The 15,726-nt window shown below is 72.7% G+C and carries 13 protein-coding genes; 5 read left to right on the top strand and 8 right to left on the bottom strand.

Features of this window, described 5'->3' with window-relative positions; genetic code table 11:
* Positions 1–169: 169 nt before the first annotated feature.
* Together purU and AOJ26_RS16235 are read right to left on the bottom strand one after the other, a co-directional pair.
* Positions 170–1,051, bottom strand: a complete 882-nt coding sequence (gene purU, locus AOJ26_RS16240; RefSeq protein ID WP_053849001.1) for a formyltetrahydrofolate deformylase — start codon at positions 1,049–1,051, stop codon at positions 170–172.
* Positions 1,052–1,097: 46 nt separating this feature from the next.
* Positions 1,098–1,598, bottom strand: coding sequence for an SCO4402 family protein (locus AOJ26_RS16235; RefSeq protein ID WP_078959915.1), 501 nt, complete (start codon positions 1,596–1,598; stop codon positions 1,098–1,100).
* Between the two features lie 118 nt (positions 1,599–1,716).
* On the opposite strand from AOJ26_RS16235, the gene AOJ26_RS16230 reads away from it, so the two are divergent.
* The gene (locus tag AOJ26_RS16230; RefSeq protein WP_053848999.1) at positions 1,717–3,060 is read left to right on the top strand and encodes an ABC transporter substrate-binding protein; all 1,344 of its coding nucleotides are present in this window, start codon (positions 1,717–1,719) and stop codon (positions 3,058–3,060) included.
* 36 nt (positions 3,061–3,096) lie between these two features.
* On the opposite strand, the gene AOJ26_RS16225 is transcribed toward AOJ26_RS16230, so the two are convergent.
* Positions 3,097–4,836 carry a hypothetical protein gene (locus tag AOJ26_RS16225; RefSeq protein WP_053848998.1) on the bottom strand — a complete coding sequence of 580 codons (1,740 nt, stop codon included), beginning with the start codon at positions 4,834–4,836 and terminating at the stop codon, positions 3,097–3,099.
* Positions 4,837–5,006: 170 nt separating this feature from the next.
* Complete coding sequence (locus AOJ26_RS16220; RefSeq protein ID WP_053848997.1) at positions 5,007–6,392, bottom strand: hypothetical protein; 1,386 nt, start codon at positions 6,390–6,392, stop codon at positions 5,007–5,009.
* A 293-nt stretch (positions 6,393–6,685) separates the two neighbouring features.
* Here AOJ26_RS16220 and AOJ26_RS16215 point away from each other — a divergent pair, with 293 nt between their 5' ends.
* From AOJ26_RS16215 to AOJ26_RS16205, 3 genes are read left to right on the top strand one after another with little or no spacing between them, the layout of a single operon-like run.
* Positions 6,686–7,348: a bifunctional DNA primase/polymerase gene (locus tag AOJ26_RS16215; RefSeq protein ID WP_086724579.1), complete on the top strand. Its 663-nt coding sequence runs from the start codon at positions 6,686–6,688 to the stop codon at positions 7,346–7,348.
* A 36-nt stretch (positions 7,349–7,384) separates the two neighbouring features.
* Positions 7,385–8,155, top strand: a complete 771-nt coding sequence (locus tag AOJ26_RS16210; RefSeq protein WP_053848995.1) for an ABC transporter ATP-binding protein — start codon at positions 7,385–7,387, stop codon at positions 8,153–8,155.
* Positions 8,152–9,741, top strand: coding sequence for a hypothetical protein (locus AOJ26_RS16205; RefSeq protein WP_053848994.1), 1,590 nt, complete (start codon positions 8,152–8,154; stop codon positions 9,739–9,741). The genes AOJ26_RS16210 and AOJ26_RS16205 overlap by 4 nt, the downstream gene beginning before the upstream one ends.
* Before the next feature lie 624 nt (positions 9,742–10,365).
* Here the strand turns inward: AOJ26_RS16205 and AOJ26_RS16200 are convergent.
* Together AOJ26_RS16200 and AOJ26_RS16195 are read right to left on the bottom strand one after the other, a co-directional pair.
* Entirely contained in the window at positions 10,366–11,277 is a 912-nt protein-coding gene (locus AOJ26_RS16200) for an alpha/beta fold hydrolase (RefSeq protein WP_053848993.1), read from the bottom strand.
* Positions 11,278–11,725: 448 nt separating this feature from the next.
* Positions 11,726–12,418: a metal-dependent transcriptional regulator gene (locus AOJ26_RS16195; RefSeq protein ID WP_053848992.1), complete on the bottom strand. Its 693-nt coding sequence runs from the start codon at positions 12,416–12,418 to the stop codon at positions 11,726–11,728.
* A 206-nt stretch (positions 12,419–12,624) separates the two neighbouring features.
* On the opposite strand from AOJ26_RS16195, the gene AOJ26_RS16190 reads away from it, so the two are divergent.
* Positions 12,625–13,401: an SIS domain-containing protein gene (locus tag AOJ26_RS16190; protein WP_053848991.1), complete on the top strand. Its 777-nt coding sequence runs from the start codon at positions 12,625–12,627 to the stop codon at positions 13,399–13,401.
* A gap of 2 nt (positions 13,402–13,403) precedes the next feature.
* On the opposite strand, the gene AOJ26_RS16185 is transcribed toward AOJ26_RS16190, so the two are convergent.
* The gene (locus AOJ26_RS16185; protein WP_053848990.1) at positions 13,404–14,813 is read right to left on the bottom strand and encodes a PAS domain-containing protein; all 1,410 of its coding nucleotides are present in this window, start codon (positions 14,811–14,813) and stop codon (positions 13,404–13,406) included.
* A 121-nt stretch (positions 14,814–14,934) separates the two neighbouring features.
* Positions 14,935–15,393 (bottom strand): GNAT family N-acetyltransferase, encoded by a 459-nt coding sequence (locus tag AOJ26_RS16180; RefSeq protein WP_373413201.1) that lies wholly within the window; start codon positions 15,391–15,393, stop codon positions 14,935–14,937.
* Between the last annotated feature and the right edge of the window lie 333 nt (positions 15,394–15,726).

Below are 15,726 nucleotides of genomic sequence, written 5' to 3'. Positions count from 1 at the left end.
GTCGGGGGTTCGTGGGCGGCTGCGGGCCGGTGGGGGCCGTTCGCGCAGTTCCCCGCGCCCCTGAAGGCACGTTCACTGCACGTACTCAAGGGGCGCGGGGAACTGCGCGAGCAACCACGAACCACCCGCAGCCGCCCGACGCACGGAACCCCCCGAGCTCCTGGGCGGACTAGGCGAAAACGACCGTCCGCCGCCCGTTCAGCAGAATCCTCCGCTCGGCGTGCCACTTCACGGCCCGCGCCAGCGCCTGGCACTCCACGTCCCGCCCGATCGCCACGAGCTGGTCCGGAGTGACGTCGTGCCCCACCCGCTCGACCTCCTGCTCGATGATCGGCCCCTCGTCGAGGTCCGCGGTCACGTAGTGCGCCGTGGCCCCGATCAGCTTGACCCCCCGGGCGTGAGCCTGGTGATACGGCTTCGCGCCCTTGAAGCTCGGCAGGAACGAGTGGTGGATGTTGATGATCCGCCCGCTGAGCTGCTTGCACAGGTCGTCGGAGAGCACCTGCATGTACCGGGCGAGCACGACGAGTTCGACGTCCTGCTCCCGCACCAGTTCGAGCAGCCGCGCCTCCGCCTCGGCCTTGTTCTCCCGCGTCACCGGAATGTGGTGGAAGGGAATGTCGTACGACCCCACGAGCTCGGCGAAGTCGGTGTGGTTGGAGACCACGGCGGCGATCTCGACGGGGAGGGCGCCGATGCGCGCGCGGAACAGCAGGTCGTTCAGACAGTGCCCGAACCTGCTGACCATCAGCACGACCCGCATCCGGTCCTCGGCCCGGTTGATCTGCCAGTCCATGTGGAAGGAGTCGCCGATGGCCGCGAAGGACGCCCGCAGCTTGTCCACCGTCACCGGGGCCTCGGCCGAGAAGTGGACGCGCATGAAGAACAGACCCGTGTCGTGGTCACCGAACTGCTGGCTGTCCTCGATGTTGCAGCCGGTCATGAAGAGGTAGCTCGACACGGCGTGCACGATGCCCTGCTTGTCGGGACAGGACAGGGTCAGGACGTACTGGTCGGCCAGGGCCTCGGCTCGGGGGGACTGCTCGTTCATGCAGGACAGGGTCGCATATCCACCGGTGCGGCAGACACCGCGTCCGTCACGCGGACCGGGTCATGATCTGGAGCACCTGGAGCGTGCGCGGGGGCGCGTCGGGGTCCTCGCCGTCGGCCGTCGCCATCCGTACGTGCGCGTCCCGCGCCGCCCGCACCGCGTCCGGCCACCCCGGGTTCTCCATGTACACGGAGACGGGGGCGTCCGGGCCGACCTGGTGCATGATCCGCAGCACCCGCAGCACGGCGGTGTCGACGAGGGCGGCCTCCTGGGAGTCCCGGAAGATCGTGCCGACGTACTTCTCGGCGGACCAGTTGTCGAGCCAGGTGTCCTCGACGAGGCGGTACACGGCGTCGGTGACGTCCCCGTACCCCTCGACACCGGCCAGCCAGACGTTCTGCTGGAACGCGGGATCGGAGAGCATGTGCAGCGCGGAGCGCACATTGCTGCGCCAGCGCCACCACGGCATGTCGTTCAGTGGCATGCCGCCCATGGTGGAGGAGCGACGGCCGCGACGGGAAGAGTTCTCCGAACCTTGCACGGTCACCGATCGTACGTTCCTCCCCCATACGTGCCGCACAGGCCCTCGCTGTTCACCTTTACGTCACCTTCCCTTGACCGAGGGTCACTTCCGAGTTGGCGATGTGACGGAAGCGTGTGTGCCCATGACCGGCAGGCGACGCATCCGCAGCACCTTCCTCCCCCAGCACCGGCCCGTCAGAGCCGCCGCCCTCGCGGCGGGGGCCCTGACGGCGTGTGCTTCCCTCGTCACCGGTTGCGGGGTCGTCCCCGGTACCACGGGGGGTTCCGGGGGCGACCCGATCAAGGTCATGACGTGGGCCCCGTCGGACACCAATGCCACCAACAAGCCCGGCATGCCCGCCTTCGCCCGCGCCTACGCCCGCTGGGTCAACTCCAGGGGCGGCATCAACGGCCGTAAGCTCACCGTCCTGACCTGCAACGACCACAACGACGGGGTGTCCGCGGCGCAGTGCGCCCGGCGTGCGGTCAAGGAGAACGTCGTCGCGGTCGTCGGCTCCTACAGCCAGTACGGCGACTCCTTCTTCCCGCCGCTGGAGGGCGCCGGCATCCCCTACATCGGCGGCTACGGCGTCACCAACGACGAGTTCACCAGCCCGCTGTCCTACCCCGTCAACGGCGGCCAGCCGACCCTGCTCGCCGGCCTCGGCAAGGAGCTCGCGGCGGTCTGCGGCAACGTCACCCTCGTACGGCCCGACACCATCGTGGGCGACGAGCTGCCCGTCCTGCTGGACTCCGGGCTGACCACCGGCGGGCACCGGGCCGCGAGCGACGTGCGGGCGGCGGACGACGCCACCGAGTACTCGGCGCAGTCGACGAAGGCGCTCGTCAGCTCGACGTCCGGCGCCGCGGGCTCCGGCGTGAAGGGCGCCAAGGAGGGGTGCGTGGTGCCCGCGCTCGGCGACCGCACCAGCACCTTCATGGACTCCTTCCGGCGCGCCCGCGAGGACTACCCCGAGGTGCGCACCGCCATGGCGATGGGCAGCGTCGACCAGACGGTGATCGACGCGTCCGGCGGGGCGTCGGGCCCCTACGAGGGGTCGTACATCACCGGTTGGTACCCGGTGGAGAGCGACGCCCGCTGGGACGCGATGAAGAAGGTCATCAACGCGGAGGCCTTCGGCGACAACCGCATCGACTCGGCGGACGCGGGCGTGCAGACCACCTGGATCGCCTACCAGGTCTTCGAGAAGGCCGTCGAGTCGCTGGGCGGCGGCGAGGTGTCCGCCGACAGCGTGCGCGGCGCCCTCAACGACGGCCTCAAGATCTCCACCGGCGGTCTGACCCCGACCCTCCGGTGGACCACCCGGGACACCTGGAGCACCGCCGACGACCTCGCCACGGTCGGGTTCCCGCGCATGGTGAACGCCCATGTGACGCTCCAGGTGGTGCGCGGGGGCCAGCTCGTGGCGGCCCGCGAGGGCTTCACCGACGCGACGAGGACCCTCCAGAACGCGGACGTCGACTGACCCGCGGGGGACGCCGTCGCGCCCCCCGCGGACCGTTCAGAGCTGGGTGGCCGTGCGCTCGGTCAGGCCGTACTTCCCGGCGATCGCGTTCCACAGCCGGGCCGCCTTGGCCTTCTCGGTGCTGGCGGTGCCGCTGTCCCGGTTGCCGGCCTGGGTCTGCCCCGTGATGCGGGCCTGGCCCTTCTTGCAGCCCTTCTTGCCGGCGGCCTGGTCGGCCCAGGCCGCGTAGTGGTTGTCGGCGGACGCGGACGCCTGCCAGGCCTTGGTGAGGGCGTCGGTCAGCTCGGCGTGGGCGGGCAGCCGGTCGACGGAGAGCGCCTTGAGCCGGGTCACCAGGCCGGTGCGCTGGGCCGCCGCGTCCCGCAGGTCCGTGGCCGCCTGGCCGAGGTTCTTGCAGGACTTCACGTTCGCCACCGCGCTGATCACCGAGGAGCGGCTGTTGCCGCTGTCGGCGAGCAGCTTGTCCAGCTCGACGGCCTGCGCCTTCGCGGGATCGGCGGCCGGCGAGGAGGAACCGCCGGTCGCGGGGGCCGTCGCCGACACCGTCTGGTTCTTGTCGCCGGCGTCGCCGTCACCGCCGCCGCCGGCGAGCAGCGCGCCCGCCCCGATGCCGAGCACGACGATGCCGATGCCCACGGCGGCGATGACCGGCACCCGCGAGCGCCGGCGGCCGCCCCGGTCACCGTCGTCGTAGTGGTCACCGCCGGGCGGGCTGTACGGCGGCTGGGCACCGTACGACGGCTGCGGGGCCCCGTACGCGGGCGGTACGGCCTCGGGCTGGGTGAAGCGCGGCATCTGCTGCGTGGACGCGGCGGTGCCGTCACCGCCCGGGCCGCCGCGGAAGAGGTTGTCGAAGTCCGAGGGCGGCTGCCGTTCCCCGCCGTAGGCCTGTCCGGGCACGGGCGCGATGAACTGCGTGGCCTCGGCGTCGGGGCCGGCGGCCGGGTGCTGCGGGGGCTGGGCGCCGTACGCGGCCTGCGGGTGCTGTCCCGGGTACTGCGCCGCCCCGGTGGCCACCTCGGGCGGCAGTGCGCCGGGGCGCACGGGCGGAAGGAACTGGGTGGCCCCCTCGTGGTCGGCGGGGGCGGCCGGGACCGGCGGTATGAACTGGGTGGCGCCCTCGTCGGCGGGCGGCAGGGGCGCGGAGGCCGGTGCGCCGGGGGCGGACGGGAGCGACCGGCCCACCGGCGGCAGGTAGTACGAGGTGGGCTCGTCGGTGTGGTAGCCCGGCGTGGCCTGCTGTTGGTGCGCGCCGGTCCCGGGATTCCCGTGGGACGCGACCTGGCCCTGCTGCGGGGGCAACGGCTGCGACTGGGGGGCGGGTTGACCGACGGGCGGCAGGTAGTAGGACGTCGGCTCGTCGGTGTCGTACGCGGGCTGCGACTGCGGCTGCGACTGCGACTGCGACTGGGGCGGTGTGCCGCCGGGCTGCTGGGGCGTCCCCCAGGGCTGGGCGGGCGGCTGCGACCAGTCCTGGGCCTGCGCCTGGGACTGGTCCTGGTGCGGCTGCTGCCCCTGCTGCCGGTCCGGGCCCCACGGGGTGCCCCAGGCCTGGCCGCCGGGCGGCTGGCCGTAGGCCGCGTCGGCGGCCTGGCCGGACCGGCCGCCCTGGGGGCCGCCGTAACCGCCCTGCTGCGGAGGGCCGTAGCCGGGCTGCGGACCACCGTGTCCACCGGTCTGTCCCGGCAGCAGGGGTTCCCCGCCGTCGGAGGGCAGCACGATGCCTTCGCGCGCTTCGCGCGCCGAGGGCTGCTCGCCCTGTCCACTCTGCGTCACCGGGACTCCTACTTATGGGGGAACTTCGGAATCGTCGGCTCACGCTACCGGGTCCTCCGAGCCCGGTGCCACGTAGCACAGGACGTGACCTGCGTCCCTGTGACCGCAGTAACAAGTCCCGGGAGATCACGTGACGGTTCCGGGCCCGTATCCGCTCCGTATGTCCTCCTTTACGCGGCCGCCTGAAGGTCCAGCCTGGCCCCGAACTCCCTTACGACGGGCTCGTCACGGAACGGTTCCAGGCGCTGCTGGAAGTCGTCGAGGTACTCGGCGCCCCGGTTGGAGCGCACGGTCTCCAGCAACTCCACCGCTTTCAGGCCGGTGTTGCAGGCCTGCTCGATCTCGCGCTGCTGCACCTGCGCGGTGGCGAGCAGGACCAGGCCGATGGCCCGCCGGCGCGCCTTGTTCTCCGGAAGCCCGTCCAGGGACTCCTGCGCGCACCGCGCCGCCGCGTCGGCCTGCCCGAGGTCACGGTGGCAGTGGGCCAACTCGTCGGCCAGGTACGCCTCGTCGAAGTGCGCGATCCACGCCGGGTCGTCACCGGAGGAGGAGTCCGCCGCCTCCAGGGCGTGCACGGCCCGCCCGGACGCCGCCTGGGTGGCCCGCGCGTCGCCCAGGAGGGCGTGCCCGCGCGCCTCCGCCGCGTAGAACATCGCCTCCGCGCGCGGTGTCACCCGCCCCCGCGCCCCTTCCTGCGCCGCCCGTGCCAACTGGGCGATCTCGCGCGGGTTCCCGAGCTGCGCGGCGAGGTGGCTCATGGACGCGGCGAGCACGTAACCGCCGTATCCGCGGTCGCCCGCCGCCTGCGCGAGCCGCAGCGCCTGGATGTAGTACCGCTGGGCCAGGCCCGGTTGCCCGGTGTCGACCGCCATGTACCCGGCGAGCTCGGTCAACCGTGCGACGGCGGCGAACAGTTCCCGCCCCGTCGCCTCCCGGTAGGACCCCGCGAGCAGCCCGGAGACCACGCTGTTGAGGTAGTGCACGACGACCGGGCGCACATGCCCGCTGCCGTACTGGTGGTCGAGGTCGACGAGCGCCTGGGTCATCGCGCGCACGGCCGCCACGTCGGACTGCCCCACGCGGGGGCCCGCCTGGCGCGCCACCTGCGAGTCGGGCGAGGAGATCAGCCAGTCCCGGCTCGGCTCGACCAGCGCGGACGCGGCGACCGAGGAGCCGGACAGGAAGTCCCGGCGGCCCACGTCACTGCGCCACAGCTCACACACCTGCTCGATGGCGCCCAGGACCGTGGGCGAGAACTGGAGCCCGACGCCCGAGGCGAGGTTCTTGCCGTTGGCCATGCCGATCTCGTCGATCGTGACCGTACGGCCGAGTTTGCGTCCGAGGGCCTCCGCGATGATCGCGGGCGCCCGGCCCCGCGGCTGCTGTCCGCGCAGCCAACGGGCCACGGACGTCTTGTCGTAGCGCAGGTCGAGGCCGTGCTCGGCACCGCACATGTTGACCCGGCGGGCGAGCCCGGCGTTCGAGCACCCCGCCTCCTGGATGAGCGCCTGCAGCCGTTCGTTCGGCTGCCGCGCGACGAGAGGCCTTGCGGCCATGGCGTACCCCCTGTGGCTGCGGTGCCTGCCCACGCACCGAGTTGACGTGTCTTCCACCGAAAAGTTCCGGCCGTGAAGATCAATGCCCCACCAACGTGTCGAAAATGCGAGGCATGCGAGGATTGCCGGGGTAAAGACTCGTACCGACCCCAGACGTGGTTACCCAGCCCACGCCGGGGTTCCTCCTCTGCGCCCCCACACATGCATCCATGCGCCCCGGACACGGAACCGATGCGCTTCCCCCGCGCGCGGAGGTCCTGGCGCGGCCGTAACCCGAGGTGGGTGCGGGAGTTGTGCTCTGCGTGGAAGAGACGATCGCGGGTACCGAAGCCGCTCAGATTCCGAAGCAGCGCGGGGAATCGCTGCTGGAGACAGCCGTACGATACGCCGAGGAGCGCCACTGGGACGTCTTTCCCGGCACCTGGCTGGAAGCCGTCGACGGGGTGCAGCGGTGCTCCTGCGGCGACACCGCGTGCGCCGCGCCCGGGGCGCATCCCTCCCGGGACGACTGGGCCACGCAGGCCACCGGCAGTGCCACGGTCGCGCGCCGGATGTGGCAGAAGCAGCCGACGGCTTCGATCCTGCTGCCCACCGGGCGGACCTTCGACGCGATCTCCGTCCCGGAGACCGCGGGGTTCCTGGCGCTGGCCCGGATGGAGCGGATGGAGCTGACGCTGGGGCCCGTGACGTTGACCCCGGACCGCCGGATGCAGTTCTTCGTGCTGCCGGGGGCGTCGGTGAAGGTGCCGGACCTGGTCCGCAAGCTCGGCTGGACCCCGTCGTCGCTCGATCTGGTCGCCCTGGGGGAAGGGGCGTACGTCGCCGGTCCCCCGACCCGGTACGGGTCCAGCGGTGCCGTGCAGTGGGCCTGCCGGCCGACGCCCGCGAACCGCTGGCTGCCGGACGCCGAGGAGTTGATCTCACCGCTCGCCTACGCGTGCGGCAGGGATCGGTGACGGGTTCCCCGCACCGCGCCCCTAGGGTGGGCGTCCATGACGTCGGCTGTGAGTGTGCGTGGGCTCTGGAAGCGGTTCGGGCAGCAGGTTGCCGTGGCCGGTATCGACCTGGAGCTGCCCGCGGGGAAGTTCATCGGTCTGGTCGGTCCGAACGGGGCCGGGAAGACCACCACCCTCTCCATGGTGACCGGGCTGCTGCGGCCCGACCAGGGGTCCGTCTCCGTGGTCGGGCACGACGTGTGGCGCGACCCCGTCGAGGTGAAGTCCCGGATCGGCGTCCTGCCCGAGGGACTGCGGCTGTTCGAGCGGCTCTCGGGGCGTGAACTGCTCGCGTACTCGGGCCGGTTGCGGGGGCTGCCCGGGGGCGAGGTCGACCGGCGGGCCTCCCAGCTGCTCGACGTGCTCGATCTTGCGGGGGCCCAGCACAAACTGGTCGTCGACTACTCGACCGGGATGCGGAAGAAGATCGGGCTCGCGGCCGCCCTGCTCCACAACCCCGAGGTGCTCTTCCTCGACGAGCCGTTCGAGGGCGTCGACCCCGTCTCCGCCCAGACCATCCGCGGGGTGCTGGAGCGGTACACCGCCTCCGGCGCCACCGTCGTCTTCTCCTCGCACGTGATGGAACTCGTGGAGTCCCTGTGCGACTGGGTGGCCGTCATGGCAGCCGGCCGCATCCGCGCCCACGGCCCGCTCGACGAGGTGCGCGGCGAGGCGCCCTCGTTGCAGCGGGCCTTCCTCGAACTCGTGGGCGCGCAGGGGCAGGACCCCGGGGCGAACCTCGACTGGCTGGGCGGCGGGGCCCGGTGAGCGCGGACATCACCCCGGTCGTCGTACGGCTGAAGCTGTCGCTGCTCAGGAACGGGCTGCGGCGGTCCGGCGGGCGGCGGGCCGCGTACCTCGCCTCGGCCGTGGCCGTGCTGCTCTTCTCCGTCCTCCAGCTGCTCGGTCTCATCGCGCTGCGCGGCAACGAGCACGCCGGCTCGGTCGTCGTCCCGCTGGTCGCCGTGCTGGCGGTCGGGTGGGCGGTGATGCCGCTGTTCTTCCCCGGCGGCGACGAGACCCTCGACCCCACCCGCCTGGTGATGCTGCCGCTGCGGCCCCGGCCCCTGGTCCGGGCGCTGCTGGTGGCCTCGCTGGTCGGCATCGGGCCGGTGTTCACGCTCTGCCTGCTCGTCGGGTCCGTCGTGTCGGTCGCGCACGGGGTGCCGGCGTACGTCGTCTCCGTGCTCGGGGTCGTGCTCGCGCTGCTGGTCTGCGTGGCGCTGGCGCGGGCCGTCGCGGTCGCCAACATCCGGCTGCTGACCAGCCGCAAGGGCCGTGACCTGGCGGTGCTGAGCGGGCTCGTCATCGCCGTCGGCGCGCAGGTCGTGAACTTCGGTGCACAGCGGCTGGGTTCGGGCGGCCTCGGGCAACTGGACGGGCCGGCGTCGGTGTTGCGGTGGGTGCCGCCCGCGTCGGCGATCGGGGCGGTCGATTCGGCGAGTGAGGGGTCGTATGCGGTCGCCGTCCTGCAACTGGGCCTGTCCGTGGCCGCGTTGGTGGGCCTGCTGGCCCTCTGGTCCCGTCATCTGACCCGGCTGATGACCTCCCCGGACGGTTCCACACTCCCCTCCGCCGAGGGGGCCGCCCGTGAGCGCGCCTCGACGGGGCTCGGCCGGCTGCTGCCCGCCGGGCGCACCGGCACCGTCATGGAACGCAGCCTGCGCTATGTGTGGCGCGACCCCAAGACCAAGGCCGCGTGGGTGACGTCGCTGGCCATCGGGCTGATCGTGCCGGTGTTCAACGCGGTGCAGGGCACGGGTTCCATCTACTTCGCGTGCTTCGCGTCCGGAATGCTCGGCGTGCAGATGTACAACCAGTTCGGGCAGGACACCTCGGCGTTCTGGATGGTCGCGATGACGATCTCCTCCACCCGGGACGCCTACGTCGAACTCCGGGCGCGGGCCCTTGCGTTGCTGGTGATCACCGTGCCGTACGCCACCCTCGTCACCGTCCTCACGACCGCGCTGATCGGCGACTGGCCGAAGTTGCCCGAGGTGCTCGGGGTGTCCTTCGCGCTGCTCGGGGCGATGCTGGCGACCGGGGCGTGGACCTCGGCGCGCTTCCCGTACTCGATCCCGCAGGAGGGCTACAAGAACGTGGCCCCGGGCCAGTCCGGCCTCGCCGCGGCCGCCGTCGTGGGCGGCATGGTCTCGGCGGCCCTGCTGTGCGCCCCCGTGATCGCCCTGGCCGTCTGGGCCAACCTCAGCGCGGACGGCGAGGAGTTGAGCTGGATCCTCCTTCCGATCGGCGCGGTGTACGGCAGCGCGGTCACGTGGGCCGGCCTACGCCTGGCAGCCCCACGGACGGCCCGCCGACTCCCGGAGATCCTTCAGGCGGTCAGCAAGGGCTGAGGCGGAGGCGGGGACGACACCTGCCGCGGCTGACGAATCTGCGGCCATCTGCGGCGATGAATGCGCGGGCACGGGCGTCCCCGCCGACGGACGCGTGGGCCCGGGCCCGGGGAAGGCTCACAGGGACGGCCGCCGGGAAGCCGGCTGCGCCTGGCCACCGGCTTCAGGGGACGGTGCCACGCCGACCGAGGCGGGGCCGGGCCGGGCCCAGGGAGGCTCACCGGGACGACTGCCGGAAAGCCGCGGCAGCCGGTTGCGTCCGGTCACCGGCGCCCGGGGAGTGGACGGCAGGCGCTCCGGCACGGGCACCCCACCCACGGGCACGCGGCAGGACCGCGGAGGCTCACCGGGGCGACTGCCGGGGCGCCCCCATCACCGGTGCCCGGGGGGGGGCACAAGTGCTCCGGGCGCGGGCATCACACCGACGGGCGCGCGGGGGCCCCGGAGGCTCACCGGGGCGCCTGGCGGGGCGTCCCCGCCACCGGCGCCCGGGGGCACAGGCGCTTCGGGTGCGGGCATCACGCACACGCGTGCAGGCCGATGGCCACGGACGCCGCCGGGGCCGTCCGTGGTCGCGCCGCGGCTGTGCCCGGCCGCGGAGGGGCAGGGCCGTGGGCTCGGGGGTCAGTCGCCGGGCTCGTCGGGGTGGGTGTCCAGGGTGTCCAGGAAGGGCTCTATCGCGGCGCGCCAGGCCTCCGGCTGGTCGTAGTGGACGAGGTGGCCGGCGTCGGCGACCTCGGCGTACTCGCCTCGGGGCAGGACGCGGACCATTTCCTGGGCCTCGGCGCGGCCCAGTTCGCCGTCGAGGCCGCGGACGACCAGGGCGGGGCACCTGACCTGGGTCAGTTCCTCCCAGTGGGCGTCGTAGACCCAGCTCTCGCGGGACGACAGCATCTGCTCGGGGTCGAAGACGGGGCGCCAGCCGTCGGGGGACTCGGCCATCACCTCGGCGTAGAACTCGCCGCGCGCGGGGTTGGGCCGCTCCACCCAGGGATCGTCCTCGCCGAACCACTTGCGGACGTCGGCCAGCGTGGCGAAGGGGACGGGCCAGGCGCGGAACCACTCGCCCCACTCCCGCTGCGAGGCGGCGCCGAGGGCGGAGGCCCGCATGTCGCAGATGATCACCCCGCGGACCAGGTCGGGGCGCCGGGCGGCGAGCTGCCAGGCGGTCAGGGCGCCCATCGCGTGTCCGATGAGGACGACCGGGGCGAGGTCCAGCTGTTCGAGGGCGGCCTCCGCGTCCTCGACGTACGCGTCGCGGGTGAAGGCGGCCCGAGGGGGCTTGTCGCTCTGGCCGTGACCGCGCTGGTCGAGCGCGACGGCCCGGTAGCGTTCGGAGAGCCAGCGGGCGGTGGACGCCCAGTGCGAGGCACGGCCCATCAGGCCGTGGAGTAACAGCACCCCGGGTGATCGTTTCTCCGGGGTCTGCGCGCTCTCCCTGGCCGGGTCCGCCGGATCGGTCTTGGGAGGGTCACCGAACTCCCAGGCCGCAAGACGTACGCCGCCCGCCCCGGTCACGTCGATGCGCCGCGCCATTGGCACCCCCTAGCCCCCGTGCCTGCCCTGTCTGCCGCTTGCCTGTCGTACATCCCTGCAGCGCGCATCTCCCGCGCCCCGTCACCCCCGGGCCACCGAATTTATCGAATGGGCATTCGAAAATCGGGCCTCACGCGGTAACACCCCTCATTCGAGTGACCTCCCTCAAGGAATGATCGCCGCCGCCGAGGGGAGACCTTCAGCGGGAGGCGGACCGCTCGGGGACATCGGTCCGAGGGGAATGACCCTGGGAGCTCGGGGCTCCGGGTCAGCACAGGGGAGGACAGGCCCCGGCACCCAAAGGCGCCGGGGCCATCCCCACGTCCACGGCACATCCGCCCGCCCCCTCAGGTCATATGCCTCACGCGACAGCCTTGCACGGGAAGCGTCGAAGCGCTGCGATTCCGCACAGTGAATCTCGGATCGACGAGAGAGCCTTCCGGCGACCTCAGCGCTTGGCGACGAACACGTGCGAGGCGACGTCCGACTCCAGCTCGGCGGCCTCGCCGCCGCTGCCCACCAGCACCCCGCCGGCCGACTCGGTCACGCTCACCACGGAACCGGGCTGCACACCCGCCCGTCGCAGCGTGTACATGAGCTGCGCGTCCGTCTGGATGGGCTCCCCGATCCGGCGCACGACGACCGTCTTGCCGTCGAGACCCGGGTCCAGCTCGGCCAGCGACACCATGCCCTCGTCCAGGAAGGGGTGCGGGCCGTCCTTCTCGCCCAGCTCCTCCAGACCCGGGATCGGGTTGCCGTACGGCGACTCGGTGGGGTGGCGCAGCAGTTCGAGGACCCGGCGCTCCACCGCCTCGCTCATCACGTGCTCCCAGCGGCACGCCTCCGCGTGGACCTGCTCCCACTCCAGGCCGATCACGTCGACGAGCAGGCACTCCGCGAGCCGGTGCTTGCGCATCACGCGGGTGGCCAGCCGCCGGCCCTCGTCCGTCAGCTCCAGGTGGCGGTCGGTGGCGACGGACACCAGGCCGTCGCGCTCCATCCGGGCCACCGTCTGGCTGACCGTCGGCCCGCTCTGGTCGAGTCGCTCGGCGATCCGGGCACGCATGGGGACCACACCTTCCTCCTCCAGCTCGAGGATGGTGCGGAGATACATCTCCGTGGTGTCGATCAGTCCGGACATACGTGCCCCTCGATGAGATCTGCCGGAAGCACGACAGCTTCCCGGCGTGTGCGCTGGCCCTGACGTCAATTCTGCCGGATGCCGCTGACAACCGTGCCGTGCCGTGGAAACCGGGCGGTCGCGAGCAGGCGCGCGGCCGTATTGACATCCCACTGGTCCAGACCGCACGGTGATCCGCGACACAGCGACGAAGGGTTGGACGACGCATGGGCGAGACGGGCTCCGCGAGCGCCGACGGCAAGCTGTCCGGACAGTTCCTCGACGCCGCGATCGGGCTGCTGCAACGGGTCCGCGACGAGGAGGCCGGGTCCGTCGCGGCGGCCGGTGAGCTCCTCGCCGACACCGTCGCCTCCGGCGGCCGCCTCTTCGCCTTCGGCGCCGGGCACTCCTCGCTCGCCGCGCAGGACCTCGTCTACCGGGCCGGCGGGCTCGCCCTGATGAACCTGCTGACCGTGCCGGGGGTCGTCGGTGTCGACGTCATGCCGGCGACCCTGGGCTCCGCCCTGGAGCGCGTGGACGGCCTCGCGAGCGCCGTCCTGAACTGCTCGCCCCTCCGCGCGGGCGACGCCCTGGTGATCATCTCCCTCTCCGGCCGCAACGCGCTCCCCGTGGAGATGGCCCAGGAGGCGCGCGCCCTCGGGGTGAAGGTCATCGGCGTGACCTCGGTCGCCTACACCCGGGAGACCAAGCCCCGCCACCGTTCGGGCACCTTCCTGAAGGACCACTGCGACGTGGTCCTCGACTCCAAGATCGCCCCGGGTGACGCGGAGCTCTCCCTGGACACGATCCCGGCCCCCTTCGCCCCTGCCTCCACGGTCGTGACCTCGGCGCTGCTCCAGGCCGTGATGGCGACGGCGGCGGGCGCGCTGGCGGAGCGGGGCATCGAGCCGCCGCTGCTGCGCTCGGGCAACGTGGACGGCGGACTGGAGTGGAACGACCGGGTGTTCGAGGAGTACGGCGACCGGATCTTCTACCGGCAGTAGCCCTACGCCCGCCCCACGACCCCGCCCAGGTCCAGCGCGGAGGCGATGCGCACCGCCACATCCTCCGCGTAGACCGCGTCGGCCCGCTCGAACTGGCCCCTGCCGGAGCCCCGCAGGAACGTCACGACGCCGAGCGTGCGTCCCCGGCTGCGCAGCACCGCGCACAGCGCGTGCAGCACGTCCGGGGGCCACTGGCGGGCCTCGGCCCACTCGCGGGCCCGGTCCGCCGGCACCGACCCCGCACTCGCCCGTACCGACCCCGCCCGCTCCGCGCACTGCAACGCCGGGTGCCCCTCCGGGTACCGCACCGGCAGCCCGGCCGCGCCCGACGCCTGCATGCTCGGCCCCGGTGCCCCGGAGGGCGTGGCGGCGACCCGTACGAGACGGACCGGGTCGGTCTCCTCGCCGTCGGCCACCGCGTCCCCGGCCACCCGGTCGATCAGGGCGTGGTCGGCGAACCCGGCGAGGGCGAAGTCCAGGTGGACGACGGCCGCCTCGGCCGGGTCCTCGCACTCCGCGGCCGCCCGGGCCGCCCGGTGGAGCTGGTTCGCGCGGAACCGCAGCAGCGAGGCCTCCTGCTCGCTGTGCTTGGCCTCGGTGACGTCCTGGAACAGCCAGCCGACGCCCAACGGCACCGGCTCCTCGGCGAGCGGCGAGGCCAGCCGCACGAACCCGCAGCGCCAGCAGCGTCGCTTCTCGCCGTCCGGTGTCCGCACCCCGACCCAGATCTCGGCCGGCGCCGGCGGCGCGCCCTCGGCCAGCACATGGGTGAGCGCGCTCTCCAGCTCCTCCACGCCCTGCGCGAGCAGCTCCCCGAGGGGCCGCCCCAGCACGGACGTGCGCCCGATGCCCAGGGACCGGGCCGCGTGTGCGTTGACCACGGCGGGCCGCAGGTCGGCGTCGACCAGGACGACGCCCCACGAGGCGTCCTCGAACAGGGCCTCGCTGAGCGCGATCGAGCGCTCCAGGTCGATCTGGGTGTGCACCTCGCTGAAGGCGCAGTACACCCCGGCGGGCTTGCCGTCGGGGCCGCGCACGGCCGCGGACTGGGTGCGCACGAGCACCCGGCCGCCGTCCTTGGTCAGCAGCGCGAACTCGTGCACCTGCCGGCCGGGCGCCTGCATGGCGGACATCAGCCGCCCCTCGACCTCCTCGGCGTCCGCCGGCCGTACCGCCCATCCGGCGAACCCGTGCCGCCCCACGGCCTCGGCCGCGGTCCATCCGAGGATGCGCTCGGCCTCGCGGTTCCAGTGGGTGACGACCCCGTCCGCGTCGAAGGCACACAGTGCCGCGTCCATGCCGTCCAGCAGCGCGGCGAGCAGGTCGGAGCCGCCCGAGCCGTCCGGGCCGTCGGGCCCGGGCCCGTCCGGCCCCAGCTCGTCGGTGGTCCCACTACGCCGGGAAGCACTCACCTGGACCCCCTGCCGGCTGCTTCGCTCACTGACAATCATTGAACTCGAACGTGACGCAGCACACACCGGGTTCCCGCAAGATTGAGGGAATCGTTGTACGCCGGAAACGCCCCGAATCCCCCTAAACGGCTTCCCGGCCCGGATCCAGCCGCAGGTCGATCCACTCGTCGCTCCCGCCGTCCAGCACATACCGGTCGACCTCGACGAACCCGCGTGCCCGCGCGAACCGCGTCCCGTCCCCGTTGACGGCCAGCACGCATGTCTCGATCACCCGGGCGCCGAGCTCGCGCGCATGATCAAGACCCTTCTCGTAGAGGGCCGTCCCGAAACCCCTTCCGCGGTAATCGGGCAGCACGCGCGCGATGACGGTCGCCACGGCGTCCTCCCCGTCCGGCGGGCGGACGGTCGAGCAGCCCACGAGCGTGTCCCCGAGATAGGCGTTCTCCAGCCGGTAGCGCCGGACGCGCTCGCGCACGTCCTCGGCGCTCATGGCGGCCGGCGGCACGATCACGTTGTGCACGTGCCGCCACTCCTCGGCCATCTCCTCCCCGACGACCGGCACGATCCGCAGCTCAGCCACGCCCACCACTCCCCCTCCGCCGAGGATCGCCCGTCGCTCCTCGTGCGCGGCACGCTAGATGATCTCGGCCTCCGAAAAAAGCGGTTGATCGAGCGGGCGTCGGTTCCTAGTGTGTGGGTTACACGAGAAGGGAGGTGGTTCGGCAGATGTATGAATACCGGACGCGTGAGGTGACTGCGGGCTAGCGCCCGTCACCACACCGAGTGCGGTGCCGGACCAGCGCGTCACAGACGCGTGCAGCCGGCCCAATCCCAGCAGTCACCCGACCCGCGAGCTCGCCGGTACGTCCGGCCGGCTTCTCCGCCGTCAGGCGGAGGGACCCCGAGCTCGCGG

Origin of the sequence: Streptomyces sp. NRRL B-24085, assembly GCF_001282115.1 — a bacterium.
Classification (GTDB): Bacteria; Actinomycetota; Actinomycetes; order Streptomycetales; family Streptomycetaceae; genus Streptomyces.
Note: the sequence above shows the minus strand (reverse complement) of the source record. Positions and strands in the feature narration are given on the sequence as shown.

Coding starts and splice junctions, on each gene's coding strand:
- AOJ26_RS16220 (WP_053848997.1), bottom strand. CDS start 6,392: ATGGCCGCAAGGCCTCTCGTCGCGCGGCAGCCGAACGAACGGCTGCAG.
- purU (WP_053849001.1), bottom strand. CDS start 1,051: ATGAACGAGCAGTCCCCCCGAGCCGAGGCCCTGGCCGACCAGTACGTC.
- AOJ26_RS16195 (WP_053848992.1), bottom strand. CDS start 12,418: ATGTCCGGACTGATCGACACCACGGAGATGTATCTCCGCACCATCCTC.
- AOJ26_RS16210 (WP_053848995.1), top strand. CDS start 7,385: ATGACGTCGGCTGTGAGTGTGCGTGGGCTCTGGAAGCGGTTCGGGCAG.
- AOJ26_RS16230 (WP_053848999.1), top strand. CDS start 1,717: ATGACCGGCAGGCGACGCATCCGCAGCACCTTCCTCCCCCAGCACCGG.
- AOJ26_RS16200 (WP_053848993.1), bottom strand. CDS start 11,277: ATGGCGCGGCGCATCGACGTGACCGGGGCGGGCGGCGTACGTCTTGCG.
- AOJ26_RS16190 (WP_053848991.1), top strand. CDS start 12,625: ATGGGCGAGACGGGCTCCGCGAGCGCCGACGGCAAGCTGTCCGGACAG.